We start from the raw sequence: 17915 nt of genomic DNA, 5'->3' as shown, positions 1-17915 counted from the left end.
GGGGCGACTGTCATGTCAGAGAAGTATTATTTTATCGGGATTAAGGGGACTGGGATGGGACCTCTTGCCCAAATTTTACATGACCAAGGCAACGAGGTCTTAGGGTCAGATATTGACCAGTTCACTTATACGCAAGCGCCATTGGAGCAAGCGGGCATTAAGATTTTACCTTTTGACGCAAACAACGTCTTGGATAATCTGGATGCAATTTTTATCCGAGGTAATGCCTTTGAGGATGACCAGGTGGAAGTCCAGGCAGCATTGCAGGCTGGGGTCAAGATGATTTCTTATCCAGAGGCCGTTGCCAAGCAAATTGATCAGGCCACAACCATTGCGGTTGCTGGGGCCCACGGTAAAACTTCAACCACCGGTCTTTTATCACATGTCTTTAAGAATGTTGCGAAGACATCTTACTTGATTGGAGATGGAACCGGTCACGGTGTGGCGGATTCTGATTTCTTTGTTTTGGAAGCCGATGAATACCGGCGCCACTTTGCGCCATACCACCCAGACTATGCCATTTTGACCAACATTGACTTTGACCATCCGGACTATTACCACGATTTGACAGATGTTCGCTCGGCCTTTGTTGATTTTGCTAAGGGCGTTAAAAAGGGCATTGTGGCTTGGGGCGACGATTCGAGCTTGCAAAATTTGGGTGTTGACGTGCCCGTTTATTACTACGGTGATCAGGCCGGTCGTGATGACTTCTTGATTAGTAATGTCAAGAAGACGACCTCTGGTTCAACTTTTTCAGTGAACTTTAAGGGGCAGGACTTGGGCGAGTTCGCGATTCCAATTTTTGGTCAGCATAACGTCTATAATGCGACAGCGGTGATTGCCGTTGCTTACCTGGAGGGGTTGGACTTGGCGATTGTCCGCGCACACTTGTTGACTTATCCTGGGGTGAAACGCCGCTTCTCCGAAAAGAAGGTCCAAGATATTGTTATTATCGATGACTACGCCCACCACCCAACAGAAATTCAGGCAACGATTGATGCCGCCCGGCAGAAGTATCCAACGAAGGAAATTGTGGCGGTTTTCCAGCCGCACACCTTTACCCGGGTAATCGCTTATAAGGACGAATTTGCGCAAGCTTTGCAGGCGGCCGATACTGTTTACTTGACGCCAATCTTTGGTTCTGCCAGAGAAAGCAAGGGGACGGTTTCCGCCCAAGACATCGCCGATGCTTTGCCAAATGGCGCTGTTGTCTTGAAGGAAGACGATGTTTCACCATTGTTGAAGCACCATGATGCTGTCTTGGTCTTCATGGGGGCCGGTGATATTCAAAAGTACGAGTACGCTTATGAAAAATTGCTTGGCCAAACTTTGCCTGATTTGAATTAAGGGCCATCCTTTAATCTAAGATTAAGATTTTTTTGTTATCATATAGATAGAAAAAATTAACAATACCAATGGGAGGTATCTGATGGATAATTTTGATATGAACGCTCGCCGCGATGTGACGGGCGCTGATGAAGGCATGAAGTCCTTCTTCCAGCGTGTTTATGGCTATATGGCAATTGCCTTGGCTGTAACGGCCGTTGCAGGCTACGTCGTTCAACATTTCTTTTTGCAACAAGTTGCCCAACTCTTTTTGGGTAGCTGGATTGGGATGGCGGCGGTTGTTGTCGTTGAATTGGTCATTGTGGCCATGATTCGTAGCGCTTCATTCGCGAATAATCCCTCAAAGGCCTTCGGTCTTTTGATGGCCTTCTCGGCCGTCCAAGGCTTAACGCTTGGTTTGATTTTGGCCGTTTATACGGCCGCTTCAGTTGGCGCTGCCTTTATCTCAACTGCGGCATTGTTTGCCGGAATGGCTGCCTATGGCTACTTCTCAAAGAAGTCGATGGCTTCAATGGGTCCAATCCTTTTTGGTTCATTGATTGGGATTATCGTGGCATCAGTGATTAACATTTTCATCGGTTCTTCAACCATGCATTTGTTGATTTCAGTGGCAACTGTTATCGTGTTCGCTTTGTACACAGCTTACGACAACAATACATTGCGTCAAGTTTATGTTCAATTGTCAGCTAATGGTGCTAGTGAAGCTCAGACAACCGGCTTGGCCGTGTCAGGGGCTCTGATGCTCTATCTTGATTTCATGAACATTTTCTATGCTTTAATCCAACTTTTCGGCGATAACCGAAATTGACACGTCAGAAAAACTAACATTGCTCGCTTCGGCGAGCTTTTTTTGTGCTAAACTACAAACAAGTTAAATAAGGACTAACCAATGACTAAAAAACTACTCTTAATTGATGGGAATTCGCTGGCGTTTCGGGCTTTCTACGCGATGTACCAACAGCTAGACCGAATGGTAACACCGGAAGGATTACACACCAATGCCCTCGTGGCTTTTAATAACTTTTTAGAATCAATCGTCTTACCAATGCAACCTGACTTCGCTCTTGTTGCTTGGGATGCCAAATCAGGTAAGGAAACCTTTCGCGGTGACCTCTATGCCGACTATAAAAGTGGTCGGGATAAGACGCCGGTTGAATTTAAGGAACAATTTCCTTACCTTCGTGAAATGGTCTTGGCCCATGGCCTTCACAATTACGAGCAAAATGGGTTGGAAGCAGACGATATCATTGGAACACTGTCACGGGAAGGAGAAAAAGCGGGTGATGATGTCATCATCATTACTGGAGACCAAGATTTGACGCAGTTGGCCACCGATAAGGTGACTGTAAAAATTACAAAAAAAGGTGTTACTCAGATTGAAGAATACACACCCGCTTATATCCAAGAAAAGTTCGGACTGACACCGGCACAGATTATCGATAAAAAAGCCTTGACTGGTGATACTTCTGATAATTATCCAGGCGTAACAAAGGTTGGTGAAAAGACAGCCTTGAAGTTATTAACTGAATACCATGACTTGGATAACTTATACGCCCACGTTGACGACATGAAGAAATCCAAGATGAAGGAAAACTTGATTGCGGATAAGGAAGTTGCTTACCGGGCGCAGAAGTTGGCCACGATCATTACGGATGCTGATTTATCAATTTCCTTGGATGACCTGGCCTACAATGGTCCAAAAACCAAGGGCTTGGTTGAACTGTTTGAAAGTTTACATTTCAAATCAGCACTGGCCAAGCTGAAGGCGCACCAATTGGTCGGTCAAGATGATGCTTCCGTTGAGGAGGCTGAGTCACAAAGCGCCAACTTCCACCCAGTGAAGGAGTTGGACGAAGCGGCCCTAGCTAATCTTGCCAAGGCAGATACTTTAGCCATCCAAATTGATACAGATGCAGATAATTATCATACGGCCGACATGCTCGCTTTTGCTATTGGTAATGATGATTTGGGGTATTTTGCTAGTCGTGACTTTACCTGGTTTGAAAATCTAACACTACGTGACCTGATTGAAAATCCAGAACAGAAGTTACGTCTCTTCAATGCCAAGGAAGTTTGGGTATTGATGCACCGCTTGGACCTGACGCTTGCTGGGGTCGATTTTGACTTTATGCTCGTCGCCTATCTGCTCGATACGGTTGGCAATGACAACGTCTTATCAACGTTGGCCGCCCGCTTTGGTTTGTATCTACCAGCCGATGAAGATTTTTATGGCAAGGGTGCTAAGTTCTCTGTACCAACCGATGATCAAGAAGTCTTTGATCACCTCGGCCATAAAGCAGAAGCGCTTTATGGCTTACGTGACAAGGCCTTTGAGGAATTGGCTGAGCACAAGCAGACGGATCTCTACCATGATATCGAGTTGCCACTGTCATTCGTTTTGGCCAAGATGGAAGCCCAGGGATTTGCCGTCAAAGAAGACCGTCTGGAAAAGATGGGCCAGGAACTCGACGAAAAAATCAGCCAACTCAAAGAAGGAATTTACCAAATTGCCGGGGAAGAATTTAACATTAATTCAACCAAGCAGTTAGGAACGTTGCTCTTTGAAAAGATGAACTTGCCAGTGATTAAAAAGACAAAAACCGGTTATTCAACCGCCGTTGAAGTCTTGGAGGAACTGGCACCGCAGGCGCCAATCGTTAGCCATATTCTTGAGTACCGGCAACTGGCAAAGATTAAGTCAACTTATGTTGATGGCCTCATGGCCGTTGTTGATCAAGCCGACCAGAAAATCCACACCCGGTTTTTACAGACGTTGACTCAGACCGGCCGACTGTCATCAGTTGATCCGAACCTGCAAAACATTCCGATGCGGACGGAGGAGGGGCGTAAAATTCGCCACGCCTTTGTTCCCAGTCATCCCGATTGGTTGATTTTCGGAGCCGATTACTCGCAGATTGAATTACGAGTTTTGGCCGCCATCACCGGTGATCCAAACATGAAGAAGGCCTTCATGGAGGATGACGATATTCATGCCGAGACGGCTCGCGCCGTCTTTGGTCTGAAGGCAGATGAGCCGGTTGATGCCAACCATCGAAGGACAGCCAAGGCTGTCAACTTCGGAATCGTCTATGGTATTTCTGATTTTGGCTTATCAAAGAACCTTGGCATTTCACGCAAGGATGCCAAGTCCTTTATCGAAACCTATTTCAAAGAGTTTCCTAAGATTCATGGTTGGATGGAACAAATTAAGGAGCAGGCTCATCAAGATGGTTTTGTTGAAACAATTGAACATCGCCGTCGTTACCTGCCCGAGATTAATGCTAAGAACTTCAACCGCCGGTCATTTGCTGAACGAACAGCGATGAATTCGCCAATCCAAGGTTCGGCGGCTGATATTATCAAAATTGCCATGATTAAGGTTGACCAGGCCTTAACCAAGGAGGGCTTGCAAGCTAAAATGCTTTTGCAGGTTCACGATGAACTGGTCTTTGAATGTCCGAAAGAGGAGTTAAAGCAAGTACGAAAGTTAGTAACCTCCGTGATGGATTCCGCCGTTTCTTTGTCCGTACCATTGAAAGTTGAGGACCATGCCGGTCCAACCTGGTACGAAGCCAAGTAAGGTGGTCATCACCAGCTGAAAGGAGTTTTTCATGTCCAGTTCTGAATTGCAACGTAACCGAGCCGTTTTACCGATGTCAACCGTCCGCGAGTTGACCCTGCTAACCGACCGCCAGATTCGTTACTACGAACAGCACGAATTAATCACTCCGAAACGGGGTAAGGGTGGTCAACGCCGTTTTTCTTTAAACGATATTGATCGGCTCCTGCAAATTAAGGACTACCTCGATGCTGGTGACTCTACCGCGGATATTAAAGAACTTTTTGCCAAGGCCGAACGGAAAAATCAGCAACAGGTCAGCGTTGATAGTAGCCTGCGCCGCTCGTTGCAAGATGAATTTGCTCAAATCGCCCGCTTTAATACTCACTGATTGTTCAGTTGATTACCCCAATAAAATATATTTTGAATTAAAATTGTTAATTAAAAAATGATGCCCAGCTGGTCAGCTTGGTTGGAGAAAGCCTTCAGCCAAGAAAAAAATGTACCCACTATAGCAGCCAAGTAAAGGAGTTTCTAATGGCAAAACCTTCTTACACCAAAGCAGACATTAAGCAAATCGTTCAAGACGAACAAGTTGAATTCATTCGCGTGACATTCACTGACGTTTTGGGCGCTATCAAGAACGTTGAAGTGCCAGTTTCACAATTGGACAAGGTCTTAGACAATGACCTGATGTTCGACGGTTCTTCAATTGAAGGATTCGTTCGGATTAACGAATCTGATATGTACCTCTATCCTGATTTGTCAACGTTCATGATTTTCCCATGGGCGACTGACGAACATGGTGGAAAAGTTGCCCGTTTGATTGCGGACGTGTACTCAAAGGATCGGACACCATTTAAGGGTGATCCACGAATTGCCTTGAAGGATGCCGTTGCTCGTGCCGAAGCCGAAGGCTTTACTGCCTTCAACGTTGGTACGGAACCTGAATTTTTCTTGTTCAAATTGGATGAAAAGGGCGAACCAACCATGGAATTAAACGACCATGGAAACTACTTCGACTTGGCCCCATTGGACCGCGGTGAAAACGTTCGTCGTGAAATCGTCTTGACGCTTGAAAAGATGGGCTTTGAAGTTGAAGCAGCCCACCACGAAGTTGCTGCTGGTCAGCACGAAGTTGACTTCAAGTACTCAGATGCCGTTGACATGGCCGACAAGATTCAGACTTTCAAGTTGGTTGTAAAGACAATCGCTCGTAAGAACGGCTACTATGCAACATTCATGCCAAAGCCTGTCTCAGGTATTAACGGTTCAGGAATGCACACGAACATGTCTCTGTTTGACAAGGATGGTAACGTCTTTGATGGCCACGATGCTGACAAGAACTTGGGCTTGTCTGACACAGCCATGCACTTCTTGGGCGGTGTCTTGAAGCACGCTCCTGCCTTGACTGCCTTGGCGAACCCAACGGTTAACTCATACAAGCGTTTGACTCCTGGCTTTGAAGCCCCTGTTTATGTTGCTTGGTCAGCATCAAACCGGTCACCAATGGTTCGAGTGCCAGCCTCACGTGGATTAGCAACTCGTTTGGAATTGCGTTCAGTTGACCCAACAACAAACCCTTACACGGTTTTGGCTGCAATCTTGTCAGCTGGCTTGGATGGTATCGACAACAAGTTGGAGCCATCAGCTGCTGTTGATAAGAATATTTACTTGATGGATGAAAATGAACGTAAGAAGGCTGGTATCGTGAACTTGCCTGATACGTTGTTGGCTGCCCTTGATGAATTGAGTAACGATGATGTTGTGATTGATGCTATCGGTACCCATATTACTGATAAGTTTATCGAAGCAAAGCGCATTGAATATACTTCATACCGCCAATTCGTTTCACAGTGGGAATTGGACAACTACTTTATGAACTACTAAGCAATACTTTTAAACCGGCATTAGCCGGTTTTTTTGATTGTTTTTTTAATAAATCAGTTCTTGGCCTTTCTCATTTTAGGGTTGTGTTTCAAAAAGAGGCTGTCCTGTAAAGAAAAAATAATAGAATCAACGGCTAGGATGCTATTCTCGATCGAAGGTGGCGGCACAGTCCTTAGTCCGTGAACCGAGCAGTGACAATTTGTTAGCAACGGTAATGCTTGTTTGGGGAGAAAAAAGCAAAGAAGGCTTTTTAACATATTTTTTGTTGGTTCCTAGCTGGTTCCTCCTTTGTGAACCTCATTGTGGCTTTTTCCGGTGTGATTTTAAATCACACCGGTTTTTTGATGTCCGAATTGAGTTGGGGTGGAATAACATGCTAAAATTCAAACCCCATTGTCAGTGGGAAAAGCAGGTCCTTGTCACCGATGGTAATTGGCTGGGTACTGCCTGGTTTTTAATCAAAGCCATCAATAGAATTAAGGAATTGATTACACCATAATCATCAGCCAATTAAAAAAGTGGTGCACAGTATTTGTCAGCAAGGGCTAATATAAGAAATTCTTTTGATTTTTGTTTTGAATTTTATTATTTTGATTTAGTATGGTTTTTTTTATTTTATTGAAAATGGAAGCGCTTCCAAAAAGGTGGTATAATGAAGCTACAAAATTTAAGAAGGAGTTATTATGGAAAAAACTAAGTACGAAATCCCTCTTTTAGGCAAAAGGCAAATCTTTAATCTTACATTTGGATATTTTGGGTTGAATATGGCCTTTTTTTTACAGACATCACAAATGAGTAGAATTTTTCAAACGATTGGGACGGATCCCACTAAGTTAGGTTGGTTCTTTATTTTACCGCCACTGGCAGGAATGATTGTCCAACCAATTGTTGGAAGAATGTCGGACAATACTTGGAACAGATTCGGCAGAAGGTTGCCTTATTTAATATTTGGGGCCATTATTTCAGCATTGGTTTTAATCCTCTTACCAAATTCCGGTTCGTTAGGTTTTGGTTATGGGTCTTTAACTGCATTAATATTTGGGGCAGTCATTATCATGATGCTCGATGTCTCTTCGAATATGTGCCAGCAACCATTTAAAATGTTAATTGGCGATATGGTTAATGAAAGCCAAGTGGATCGGGTTTGGTCGTTGCAAAATATTTATTCGAATGCAGGGGGGATGCTAGCCGCAATTTTACCATCCCTAATCACTATAATTGGTTTTTCTAATATAGCACCTAGAGGGGAGGTTCCGGTCAGCGTTAAAATCTCTTTTTACCTAGGTGCAATCATTATCTGTGTAACAACATTGTATACAATCATGAATGTGAAAGAATACAACCCCCAAGACTACCAGCAGTATCATGGATTGAAAAAAAATGATATTGAAAAATCTCCCAGTTTCACTTCATTGTTAAAAAATGCCCCATCAATTTTTTGGGAACTTTTTACGGTGATGCTGTTTAGTTTCATTTCCGTTCAATTTGTTTGGACTTATAGTACGGGTGCATTAGCAGAAAACGTATGGCACACTACGGATCCAGCTAGTGCTGGCTTTCAATCAGCGGGCAATTGGAATGGTATTTTAACTTTTGTACAGTCACTGACCGGGGTGCTTTGGGGTACTTTGGTTTTGGCACATTTGAAGCCTTCTAGACGAAGGATAGTGCTATTTTTTGCTCTGATTTTAGGTGGGATTGGATTGATTATGATGTCTTTTATCTCTAGTAAAATACTAACAATAGTCCCTTTTTCTTTGTTTGGAATTATGTATATAACTATTGGAACAGAGGCTTTTGCAATGATTACTAGTGTAATTAAGGGAGCAAATGAAGGGGCGTACTTAGGTTTGTTTAATTGGCAAATTTGTATTCCTCAAATTGTCGCTTCTGTTGCGAGTTTTGCTATTTTCCCAATGGTGCACAAGTCAATGAGCGCCATGATGTTGATTGCTGGAATTTCTGCTTTAATGGCTGCAGTAATGATGAAATTTGTCAAAAAAGTAGAGAATTAATTGAGGAGCAGAATAATTATGCATAATAGAAAGTTGATTTTAAGCTTAAAGGACATTAATTCCAATAAAAAGGGCAATATTGCTGCCATATTTTCTTTGTCAAACGGGTATATGGGCATACAGGCTAGTGATCCAATTACTGGAGCAAATGACGTCGGAACCCTCGTCAATGGATTCTTTGAGTATAGTCCAATCACATATGGTGAACCAGCAGCGTTTTATCCTAAAAATAACCAAACCATTGTTTCTTTGCCAAGCCTTAGAAAAATAAGGCTACTAGACGAAAATAACCATAGTTTTAATTTTTCCGAATTAAAAAATATTTCACTCGATTTAAGTAATGGACAATTAACGGAGGTCTATGAAGTCAGTAACCAAGGTGGTGAAAAAATTGAAATGACGGTTGCTTCAGCTATTGATCAAAAAAAATTAGCGTTTTATGGAATCAAATTTTCTTTTAAGCCTATATCTTATCAAGGAAAATTAGTAGTTGATAAACATTACAAAATCGAAAGGAAAAATAATGATGGTGTAGGCGAGGTTGAAGATCCAAGAAAAACACGGTTAGTAAAAAGTATTTCTAAGCATATCATTAGTAGTGATGACTTTCGAGAGGTTATCAAAATTGAAACTAAAGAATCTCAGCAATCAGTCACAATTGAAGGTTATTCAACTTCTGAAAAAATGTTAACTAAACGCGCTTTAAAAACTGGCTTTGACATTACTTACATCTATAAGGTTAGTGAAGGGGTTAAAAATAAGGGTGTTTCGATAGAACAAAATAGTTTTGACAAAATAAAAGAGCATAGCCATAAGTTCTGGGAAGATGTTTGGAACCAAAGCGAGGTAACTGTTTCAGGCAATGATGAAATAAACTTAGCTCTCCACTTTAATATTTTTCAATTAAATCAAGCGACAGGAAGAGATGGCAAAACTAATATTGCAGCAAAAGGATTAACAGGTTCTGGCTATGAAGGACATACTTTTTGGGATACTGAAATGTATATGCTGCCTTACTTTATTTATACAAATCCAGAATTTGCTAGGAATCTCTTGATTTATCGCTATCATACTTTAACTTTTGCAAGAAAACGTGCGAAGGAATTAGGCATCAAACATGGTGCGTTGTTTGCTTGGCGGTCAATTAACGGTGAAGAAACATCAGCATACTATCCAGCAAGTACGGCAGCATACCATATTAATGGAGATATAGCTTACGCGATTGGAAAATACTATGAAGCCACGGATGATGATGATTTTATGGAAAAATATGGTTTCGAAATCTTATTAGAAACCGCGCGTTTTTGGAGAGAGTTCGGTTCTTGGACTGAAAAGGGTGGAAAAAAGCAATTTGAATTTTTAACAGTTACTGGTCCAGATGAATACACGGCAATGGTCGATAATAACTACTTTACTAATCGAATGGCTGAAAATAATTTGAAATTAGCTTACACGGTTGGTCTAAGACTAGCCAAGTCAAATCAAAAAGTGTTCGACCGATTAAATTCCTCTGAAAGTGAGCTGCGTGAATTCCATCATATTGCTGATAACATCTATTTCCCAATGAACGCTCAATACCAGATTAACGCACAGGATGATAGCTTCTTTAGTAAGCCGGTTTGGCCCTTTAACAAAACTCCAAAAACTAAATATCCTTTACTCCTTCACTACCATCCACTTAATATTTACCGGTACCAGGTGAATAAGCAAGCAGATACCATTCTTGCTGACTTCTTATTTCCTGAAACAATCACTGACTCACAGCTGAGGAGAGAATTTGAGTATTATGAAACAATCACGACACATGATTCCTCTTTGTCCCGGTCCATATTTAGTGCTGTAGCTGCAAGGATGGGTAAAGTTAATCATGCATACCGTTATTTTACTGACACTGTTCGGCTGGATTTAACTGACCTTCAAGGAAATACAGAAGATGGCTTACATTTAGCAAATTTGGGTGGCAGTTGGCTTGATGTCGTTCAAGGGTTTGCAGGCATGCAAGTAAGTTCCCAGGGTTTACTTAAAATTATTCCACACTTACCAGCAGAATGGGATTCTTTTCAAATTAGGTTAGCGTTTAAAAAAAGGCTACTAGATATTGTCATTGATAAGAGTCAAACACAAATTGTATTGTTAAGCGGTGACCCAATGGAAATCGTTATTAATCAAAGCCAGCAAACGTTAACAAAAATAATCAAAATTAATAATTAAGGAGATTAAAAGTGGAGTTTGAGAATATTAAAGGAGTTATTTTTGACCTAGATGGTGTGATTTCTAACACATCGAGACTGCATAGTGATGCTTGGCACCAGGTGGCAGATAAAGTGGGAACAGAATGGACTGAGAGCCTTTCAAATAAATTAAAGGGGGTTAGTCGGATGGAGTCCCTCGAATTAATTTTACAAGCGAGTTCTCTTGAAAGTCATTATAACGACCAGCAAAAGCAAGAATTAGCACATGACAAGAATAAAGATTATTTAAGGCGGGTTGAAAATATGACTAAAAATGATATTTTACCCGGAATTGAATCTTTTTTAGAAAGTTTAAAACAAAATCATTATGGTCTCGCTTTGGCGTCGGCGTCCAAAAATTCTGCAAGGGTATTAGAAAAAATCGGACTAAGCCATTATTTTTCTGAAATTGTTGACCCAACAAAATTGTCTAAAGGAAAACCAGATCCAGAAATTTTTGCTACAGCAGCAAAATTATTAAGACTGGCACCAGAAAAATGTCTGGGCATTGAAGATGCCGTAATGGGTATCCGGTCAATTAATGCTGCTAATATTTTCTCAATAGGTATTGGAGATAAAAATATTTTAAATGAAGCCGGAATCGTTTTTGAAAACACGGAATTGTTAACGCTGAGCAATATTCGAAGCCATTTTGATAAAAAATAAAATATGGCAATAAATTAAACTAGCCTATTTGATGCAGAAACTGTCGATGGATTGTTATGGCCGATTAAAACCCAATAATGTCCCCAATGACCTTAACAAAAAAACGATTGGAAGCGACAATCCAGTGATCGGAAATTTACGCTAAAATCTGATTTTCGTTTTTTGAGTAGTAAATCAATCCTTTCACGTTGGATTTGCTTGAATGAAGCAATGAAGAAAAGGCATTTTCAAAATATCTATCTATACAATATTAAAAAACGAGTAGGAATTAAGATGGATAATATTCATTTTTTGTTATATTACAATTAAAATGAATTTATTTATTTATTTAAATTTTATAAAAAATAACTTTGATATACAGCGGTATAAATATAAAAAAATAAAATAAATATGGGAAAAAAGACATTTTTGTATTTTATATATTGTAAATACAAAAACCTCTGACTATAGTTTACTTGTAACATAAATAATAGAATAAAAGAGGAATGTTTTATGGGACATAAATTAGAACATTAAACGGTCACAACTGATACGAAGACAGTGAACGAGACCGTTCATTACCAATACGCTGATGGAACCAAGGCAGCTGATGACTATGTAGCAACGCCAATTACCTTTACTCGTAGCGTGTCAACGGATGCAGTAACGGGTGAAAAGACCTATGGTGACTGGACAGCAGATCAGAGCTTTGCAGCAGTAACGAGTCCAACGTTGTAGGGTTACACCGCTAACCAAACCAGCATTGCGGCACAAAAGGTAACGCTAGAATCAAGTGACTTGACTTACATTGTTAAGTACACGAAGAATGTACCAACTGTCACGACCACTACAACTAAAATATATGCTGGCAGTCCGGTTACTGCAAATCAAATTGATTAAGTTCTTAAGTCGCAGGCCGAAAGCAACCACGGTTTGCCAAATACTGGATTGAGGTCCGAACGAAACAAGACTAATTTAAGTCTTTGGTCTGTTTTAGTTATTAGTTTTGTGGGACTTGACATTTTCTCCAACCGTAAAAAGAATAAGTAATGGTTGTTAGACAAAGTAGAAGGCTAGAATTGTAAAAGCAATTCTAGTTTTTTTCGTTGGTTTGAAAAATAAAGGCAAGGAAACCTTATAATATTCTTGCAACAGGAGTTGTTATCATGAAAAAAATATTGACTGCCCACTCCCCACCAGGACACTATAACTTAGGTACTGGGTGCTTTTCATTCCTAATGTTTTCAGCTAACGATTCTCATAAAAAATGAACGTTTTAGGAAGTGACTTTAACCCAGGTGAAATTCTGTGAAGCCAGTGTTTTTTTGGATAAAAATGTGAAATTACCCGCGGATAGTGGCAAAAGGAGGGGTGCATTTTGTATAATAGAGGATACGAACGCCTGTTCTCTTTGGGCGATTTGATACAAGGAAAGTAGAAGGAAGACCATGCTTAGTTTTATTCATGCCGGGGATGTTCACCTGGGCAACCCCTTTACCGGGTTGAACCAAAATTTGAGCCCGGACTTTCAAGGAAATGTTCAATTAGCGACCTTTACGGCACTAGACCGCTTGGTTGAATTCGCGGTTGATCAGGAGGTCGATTTGGTCTTATTTCCAGGTGACCTGTACCATGGTTCTGATAATTCACCACTTATTCAAGAGCGCTTGACAAAGGCTTTGACCCAATTAGACCAGGCAGGAATTTGGTCAGCAATATCTTTTGGAAACCACGATTTCCAGCAGGGGCAGCAAGTCCATCCAGCTTGGCCAGACCGGGTTTTGGTCTTTGGTCCTGCGGTCGAAACGAAGACGATTACGACGGCATCCGGTCTGAAGGTGGCCATTTCGGGCTTTTCTTATGCAGACCGTCAGCACCGTCAGTCAGCCTTGCCGGATTTTCCAGTCAAGCAGGCAGGGGTTGATTACCACTTGGGAATGTATCACGGTGTAGTGGGGCAAGACGGCGAGAAGTATGCGGCCTTTTCTTTACCGGATATGGTGGCAAAGGGCTACGATTACTGGGCCCTTGGCCACATTCACGTCCGCCAAATTCTGCACCGAAACCCTGTAGTTGCTTATTCTGGTAACCTCCAAGGCCTTAACCGCAATGAGGATGGTGAAAAGGGTTTTTTCTTGGTTTCCGACCAGGACGGTCAGGGCCTATTGCCGGAATTTTACCCCGTTGCCCCCGTTTTGTGGCAGCGAATTCAAATGCGAAATTGCCCTGATTTGGCAACTTTGCAGGGTCAGTTAAATGCTTACCACTGGGAACAGCCAACCCTAGTGATATTAGAATTAACGGGGCAGGTTGGTCCTGATATCGAGGCGGTTGCACGCTTTGGGACCTTAGAGGAAAGTTTACAGGCAAGTCGCAAAAGCCAGAGTGATTACTGGCCAGTGAAAGCCCAGATAACCCCGAAGGCTCTTAGTCAAGAACGACCAGCACTGCCCGCTGATGTTGACTTGCAGGCGGCCATTAACCAGGTAGTCCAGCCAGCCAGCGTTGGTCAATGGCTTTCTGACCAGGCACCGACGTTTATCAGAGATTATTTTTATTCAAAAGAGGGTCAGGCCGACCTAGCTGGCCGTATCTACCAGGACCTAGTGGCAGGAGGACAGGATGAGGATTAGAACTATTCATATTTCTGGCTTCGGTCGTTGGTCGAATTTAACCCTGGCTGATTTGGCCGACTTCCAGGCTTTCTTCGGACAAAATGAAGCTGGAAAATCGACCCTCAAGGCCTTCATATTAGGCGTTTTATTTGGTTATAAAGGGCGGTCTAGTCAAAAATACGAACCCCGGTCGGGTGCAGCCTATGGTGGCTACCTCGATATTGAAATCAGCCAGGGTACCTATCGCATTCAACGAATGAACCGAACCCAGTCAGAATTAACGGTGGTCAACTTGGCCGATGGTCAGGCCCTGACCGATGGCGCGGGCTTTTTAAACCAATTATTTGGGCCGCTTGAACGAGTGGACTATGAGCAAATTTTTGCTTTCGATGCCAAAGACCTGCAGCTTGTCAACCAGTTAACGGGGCCTGATTTGGAAAAGCACCTGCTGACCTACACAAAGCCACGGGCGTCGAAGTGGCTAGTTTGGGCGGCAGACCAGCAGAAGGAGGGGAGCCAACTCTTTGCTAAACAAAAAACGGGGAAGCGCCCGCTGAACCTCGCTAGTCAAGCCTACCAGCACCAGCAGGAAAGCCGCTTTAACCAGGCGCAGTCTTTGAACCAGTATCTTGAAAAAGGTAATCAGGTGGAAGCTCTGCAAAATAAGGTTGCGGACCAAGACCAGCAATTGACAGCAATTAAGGAGGAGCTAACAGTCGCTCAGGACCTATTATCCTATTGGGACCTTTACCAAGAGACACTGGTTTTGGCAGCCACGGGGGCCGATGGTGGGCAGCTGGTCAACCATCCCTCACAAAAAATTAGTGTTGAAGACCAAGACAAGTTACAGCAATTGGCCCTGCAACTTGACTGGTTTAACCAGCAGCTTGCGGAAGCAAATGACCGCCGAGCTAAACTCAAAGATGGTCAGTTGGCCAACCTTAATCAAGCCGAAATTATGGACGTTTTACAGGAACTAGCTGAAACAAGTCAGGCCCTCAAGGGTCTGCTTGTACAAATCCAAAGTGCTGACCATCAGGTCACTCAGTTTAACCAACAATTCCGGGGACGGGAACCAAAACCACTTGATACCACTGATTTTCGCCTCCTACAGGAACGAAACTACTGGTTGGTTGGGGCAGTGGTCAGTGGCGCATTAATGGTTGGGGCCTTTTCCCTTAACTTAGGCGTCTCGGTTGAAGGCATTGTTGCCGTTACCACAGCTGTTACAGGTTATTTGGCTAAACGTCACCATGACCGTGTCGCCGCAGTGATGGCACCCTTTGCCCCATGGGATAAGGAAACAATTATAGCCGGCCAGTACGAGGCTCTTTTGGCCCAGGATGCAAAAAAGCGGTCCAGTGACCTAGGCTACCAGGCTCAGACCTTGGCTGGCCATATCAGTCGACGCTTGAACCAAGTTGACTCTAAGCGCTTTGCCCGCTTTCAAGGCCAAGAATCAATGGAGGATAATTATCAAGACCTCCTAGCCGCAGTGGACCAAGCTAGTCAGTTGTATGGTTTGAATCCGGCTGCCGGGTTAAAGCGGCGGGTGGAAAAGGACCATGCGGCAGACCTCGAACACCAGCTCTATCAGGACCGGGACCAGGTCCAGGCCCAGTTGCAAAAAATTCTGCAACAAAACGGTTTAGTTTCGCTTGACCAGCTGTCAGCTGCTTTGGCTAGGCAAAATGACCAAACTAAAAACGAACAGCGGCTGGCAGATTTATACCAGCAGATTGGTACAGAACGTCGAAAACGATTGGTCAAATATCGGAGCCGACCTGCCCTAGAGAAGGCAGTTGCTGCTTTGGTGGCAGAGCAAAAGAGCCTTGAATTTGCTAAGGAACAGGCCATCAAGCAGGTCCAAGCCCTGCAAGTTGACCAGGCCGCCCTGGTTTCCGAAAGCCAGTTCCAGGATTTGACCCAGGAAGTGGCCAACCAGGAGGCACGCTTGACTGAGGACTTTGGTCGATACCTAGAGAAGTCGCTCTTGCCGGCCTTGATTCAAAACATTTTTAATGGGCAGGACCAGGATTTGAGTACTAGTGTCCAAGACCAGGCGGGAACTTACCTTCACCGCTTGACACTAGGTCACTACCAAAAAATGCAAATTACGGAGAAACAGGTGCAGGTCTTTGACCGAGACAACGAATCCTTCACTTTGGCTGAATTGTCGACCGGGGCGGCGGACCAGGCCTATTTGGCCGTTCGCTTGGCCTTGATTACAAGCTTGCAGTTAACAGAAGATCTGCCCATCCTAGTCGATGACGCTTTTGTGAATTTTGATGAGAACCGTCAGGCTGAAGTGCTATCCTTATTACAGGACCTGGCAGGGGAACGGCAAGTCCTTTTCTGGACTTTTACCAATCAGGTAGCAGCAGACCAGGAGATTAATTTAGGAGAAATAAATGGCTAAGTTATTACTGCAGTACCATGAAAATGATGCGGTGGACGCCTTTGCCTTGTTGAAGAAGGCCGACGTTCGCCAAACCAAGACCGGCAAGGATTATCTGGCTTTGACCTTTTCGGATAGGTCGGGTGATATTCCTGGAAACCTTTGGGATGTGACGAAAGAGGGGATTGACCAGTTCCAGGCTGGTCGAGTCGTTAAGGTTACCGGTACCAGGTCAGCCTTTAAGGGCAACCCACAAATTCAAATCAGTCAGCTCCGCTTGACTGAAGATGGTGAGCCTAGTTTAGCGGCAGATTTTATCAAAAGTGCCCCCGTTAAGAAGGCTGATTTGGAAGCGGAATTAACGGATACAATCTTTAAGATTACCCAACCAACATGGAACCGCTTGGTTCGCCAGTTGTTTAAGAAGTTCCACGATGACTTCATGAAATTTCCGGCGGCCAAGACGAACCACCATGCTTTTGCCCGTGGGTTGGCTTTCCATAGCTTGTCAATTGCTCGTTTGGCAAATGCTGTCAGTGACCTATATCCTCAGTTGAACAAGGACTTGTTGCTAGCCGGAGCACTCCTTCACGACTTGGGTAAGGTGATTGAACTTTCGGGTCCAGCCTCAACGGAATATACCCGAGCCGGTAAGTTGATTGGTCATATCACTTTGATTGACGAGCAGCTAGTGTTGGCAGCTAATGAGCTCAAAATGGATTTGAACCAGGAAGATCTTCTGATTTTACGGCACGTTGTGCTGGCTCATCACGGGCTTCTGGAGTATGGGTCACCCGTTCGCCCTCAGATGATGGAAGCCGAAATTCTTCATCAGCTGGATGAGATGGACGCCTCAATTCAAATGATGACGGGCGCCATGGAACAAACCGAACCTGGCGAGTTCTCAAAGCGAATTTTCGCCATGGATAATCGGGCCTTTTACCGTCCGGAGAGTGTTCAAAGGGCAGCCGGTCCAACGGACAATGACCTGCCACCATTGCCGCCGGAAAACCCGGAAGCAGGTTCGCCAATCGACCCAACGGCACTGTTTTAAGCCTAAAAAGGTGGCGCGCGGTCTTAAGTAAAACGCAACAAAATGGGGGCTAAACCAAGTCTCGATAAAAGGGCTTGATTCGTGACTGCGAATACTTGGGCTAACCCAAAGCCCATCCACAATTCCAATGCACCAAAAAAGAGGATTCCAACTGGAATCCT

At 43.5% G+C, this 17915-nt stretch carries 12 protein-coding genes and 1 pseudogene; all 13 read left to right on the top strand.

Annotation, left to right across the window (positions count from 1 at the left end):
* Positions 1-12 precede the first annotated feature (12 nt).
* Positions 13-1347: a UDP-N-acetylmuramate--L-alanine ligase gene (murC, locus tag AABI20_RS00720; RefSeq protein WP_338346512.1), complete on the top strand. Its 1335-nt coding sequence runs from the start codon at positions 13-15 to the stop codon at positions 1345-1347.
* An 82-nt stretch (positions 1348-1429) separates the two neighbouring features.
* Positions 1430-2155: a Bax inhibitor-1/YccA family protein gene (locus AABI20_RS00715; RefSeq protein ID WP_047975247.1), complete on the top strand. Its 726-nt coding sequence runs from the start codon at positions 1430-1432 to the stop codon at positions 2153-2155.
* A gap of 81 nt (positions 2156-2236) precedes the next feature.
* Positions 2237-4927 (top strand): DNA polymerase I, encoded by a 2691-nt coding sequence (gene polA / locus AABI20_RS00710; RefSeq protein WP_288846077.1) that lies wholly within the window; start codon positions 2237-2239, stop codon positions 4925-4927.
* A gap of 31 nt (positions 4928-4958) precedes the next feature.
* Entirely contained in the window at positions 4959-5297 is a 339-nt protein-coding gene (locus AABI20_RS00705; protein ID WP_047975249.1) for a MerR family transcriptional regulator, read from the top strand.
* Positions 5298-5443: 146 nt separating this feature from the next.
* Entirely contained in the window at positions 5444-6796 is a 1353-nt protein-coding gene (glnA, locus tag AABI20_RS00700) for a type I glutamate--ammonia ligase (RefSeq protein ID WP_047975250.1), read from the top strand.
* Between the two features lie 199 nt (positions 6797-6995).
* On the top strand, positions 6996-7295 hold the full coding sequence (locus tag AABI20_RS00695) for a hypothetical protein (protein WP_338346511.1): 300 nt from the start codon (positions 6996-6998) through the stop codon (positions 7293-7295).
* Between the two features lie 184 nt (positions 7296-7479).
* Positions 7480-8811, top strand: coding sequence for an SLC45 family MFS transporter (locus AABI20_RS00690; RefSeq protein ID WP_338346509.1), 1332 nt, complete (start codon positions 7480-7482; stop codon positions 8809-8811).
* Between the two features lie 18 nt (positions 8812-8829).
* A complete protein-coding gene (locus AABI20_RS00685) occupies positions 8830-11022 on the top strand; it encodes a glycoside hydrolase family 65 protein (protein ID WP_288846079.1) in 2193 nt (730 codons plus the stop codon).
* Between the two features lie 11 nt (positions 11023-11033).
* On the top strand, positions 11034-11708 hold the full coding sequence (gene pgmB / locus AABI20_RS00680; protein WP_047975254.1) for a beta-phosphoglucomutase: 675 nt from the start codon (positions 11034-11036) through the stop codon (positions 11706-11708).
* Between the two features lie 534 nt (positions 11709-12242).
* Positions 12243-12425, top strand: a pseudogene (locus AABI20_RS00675) (mucin-binding protein); the annotation flags it as partial.
* Between the two features lie 710 nt (positions 12426-13135).
* Entirely contained in the window at positions 13136-14320 is a 1185-nt protein-coding gene (locus tag AABI20_RS00670; RefSeq protein ID WP_338346508.1) for a metallophosphoesterase family protein, read from the top strand.
* Positions 14310-16721 (top strand): AAA family ATPase, encoded by a 2412-nt coding sequence (locus AABI20_RS00665; RefSeq protein WP_338346507.1) that lies wholly within the window; start codon positions 14310-14312, stop codon positions 16719-16721. Before AABI20_RS00670 ends, AABI20_RS00665 begins: the two co-directional genes overlap by 11 nt.
* Positions 16714-17754, top strand: coding sequence for a 3'-5' exoribonuclease YhaM family protein (locus AABI20_RS00660; protein WP_338346506.1), 1041 nt, complete (start codon positions 16714-16716; stop codon positions 17752-17754). Before AABI20_RS00665 ends, AABI20_RS00660 begins: the two co-directional genes overlap by 8 nt.
* The last annotated feature ends 161 nt before the right edge of the window (positions 17755-17915 follow it).

The organism is Fructobacillus cardui (assembly GCF_963580785.1).
In the GTDB taxonomy this organism is placed as follows: Bacteria; Bacillota; Bacilli; order Lactobacillales; family Lactobacillaceae; genus Fructobacillus; species Fructobacillus cardui.
Note: the sequence above shows the minus strand (reverse complement) of the source record. Positions and strands in the feature narration are given on the sequence as shown.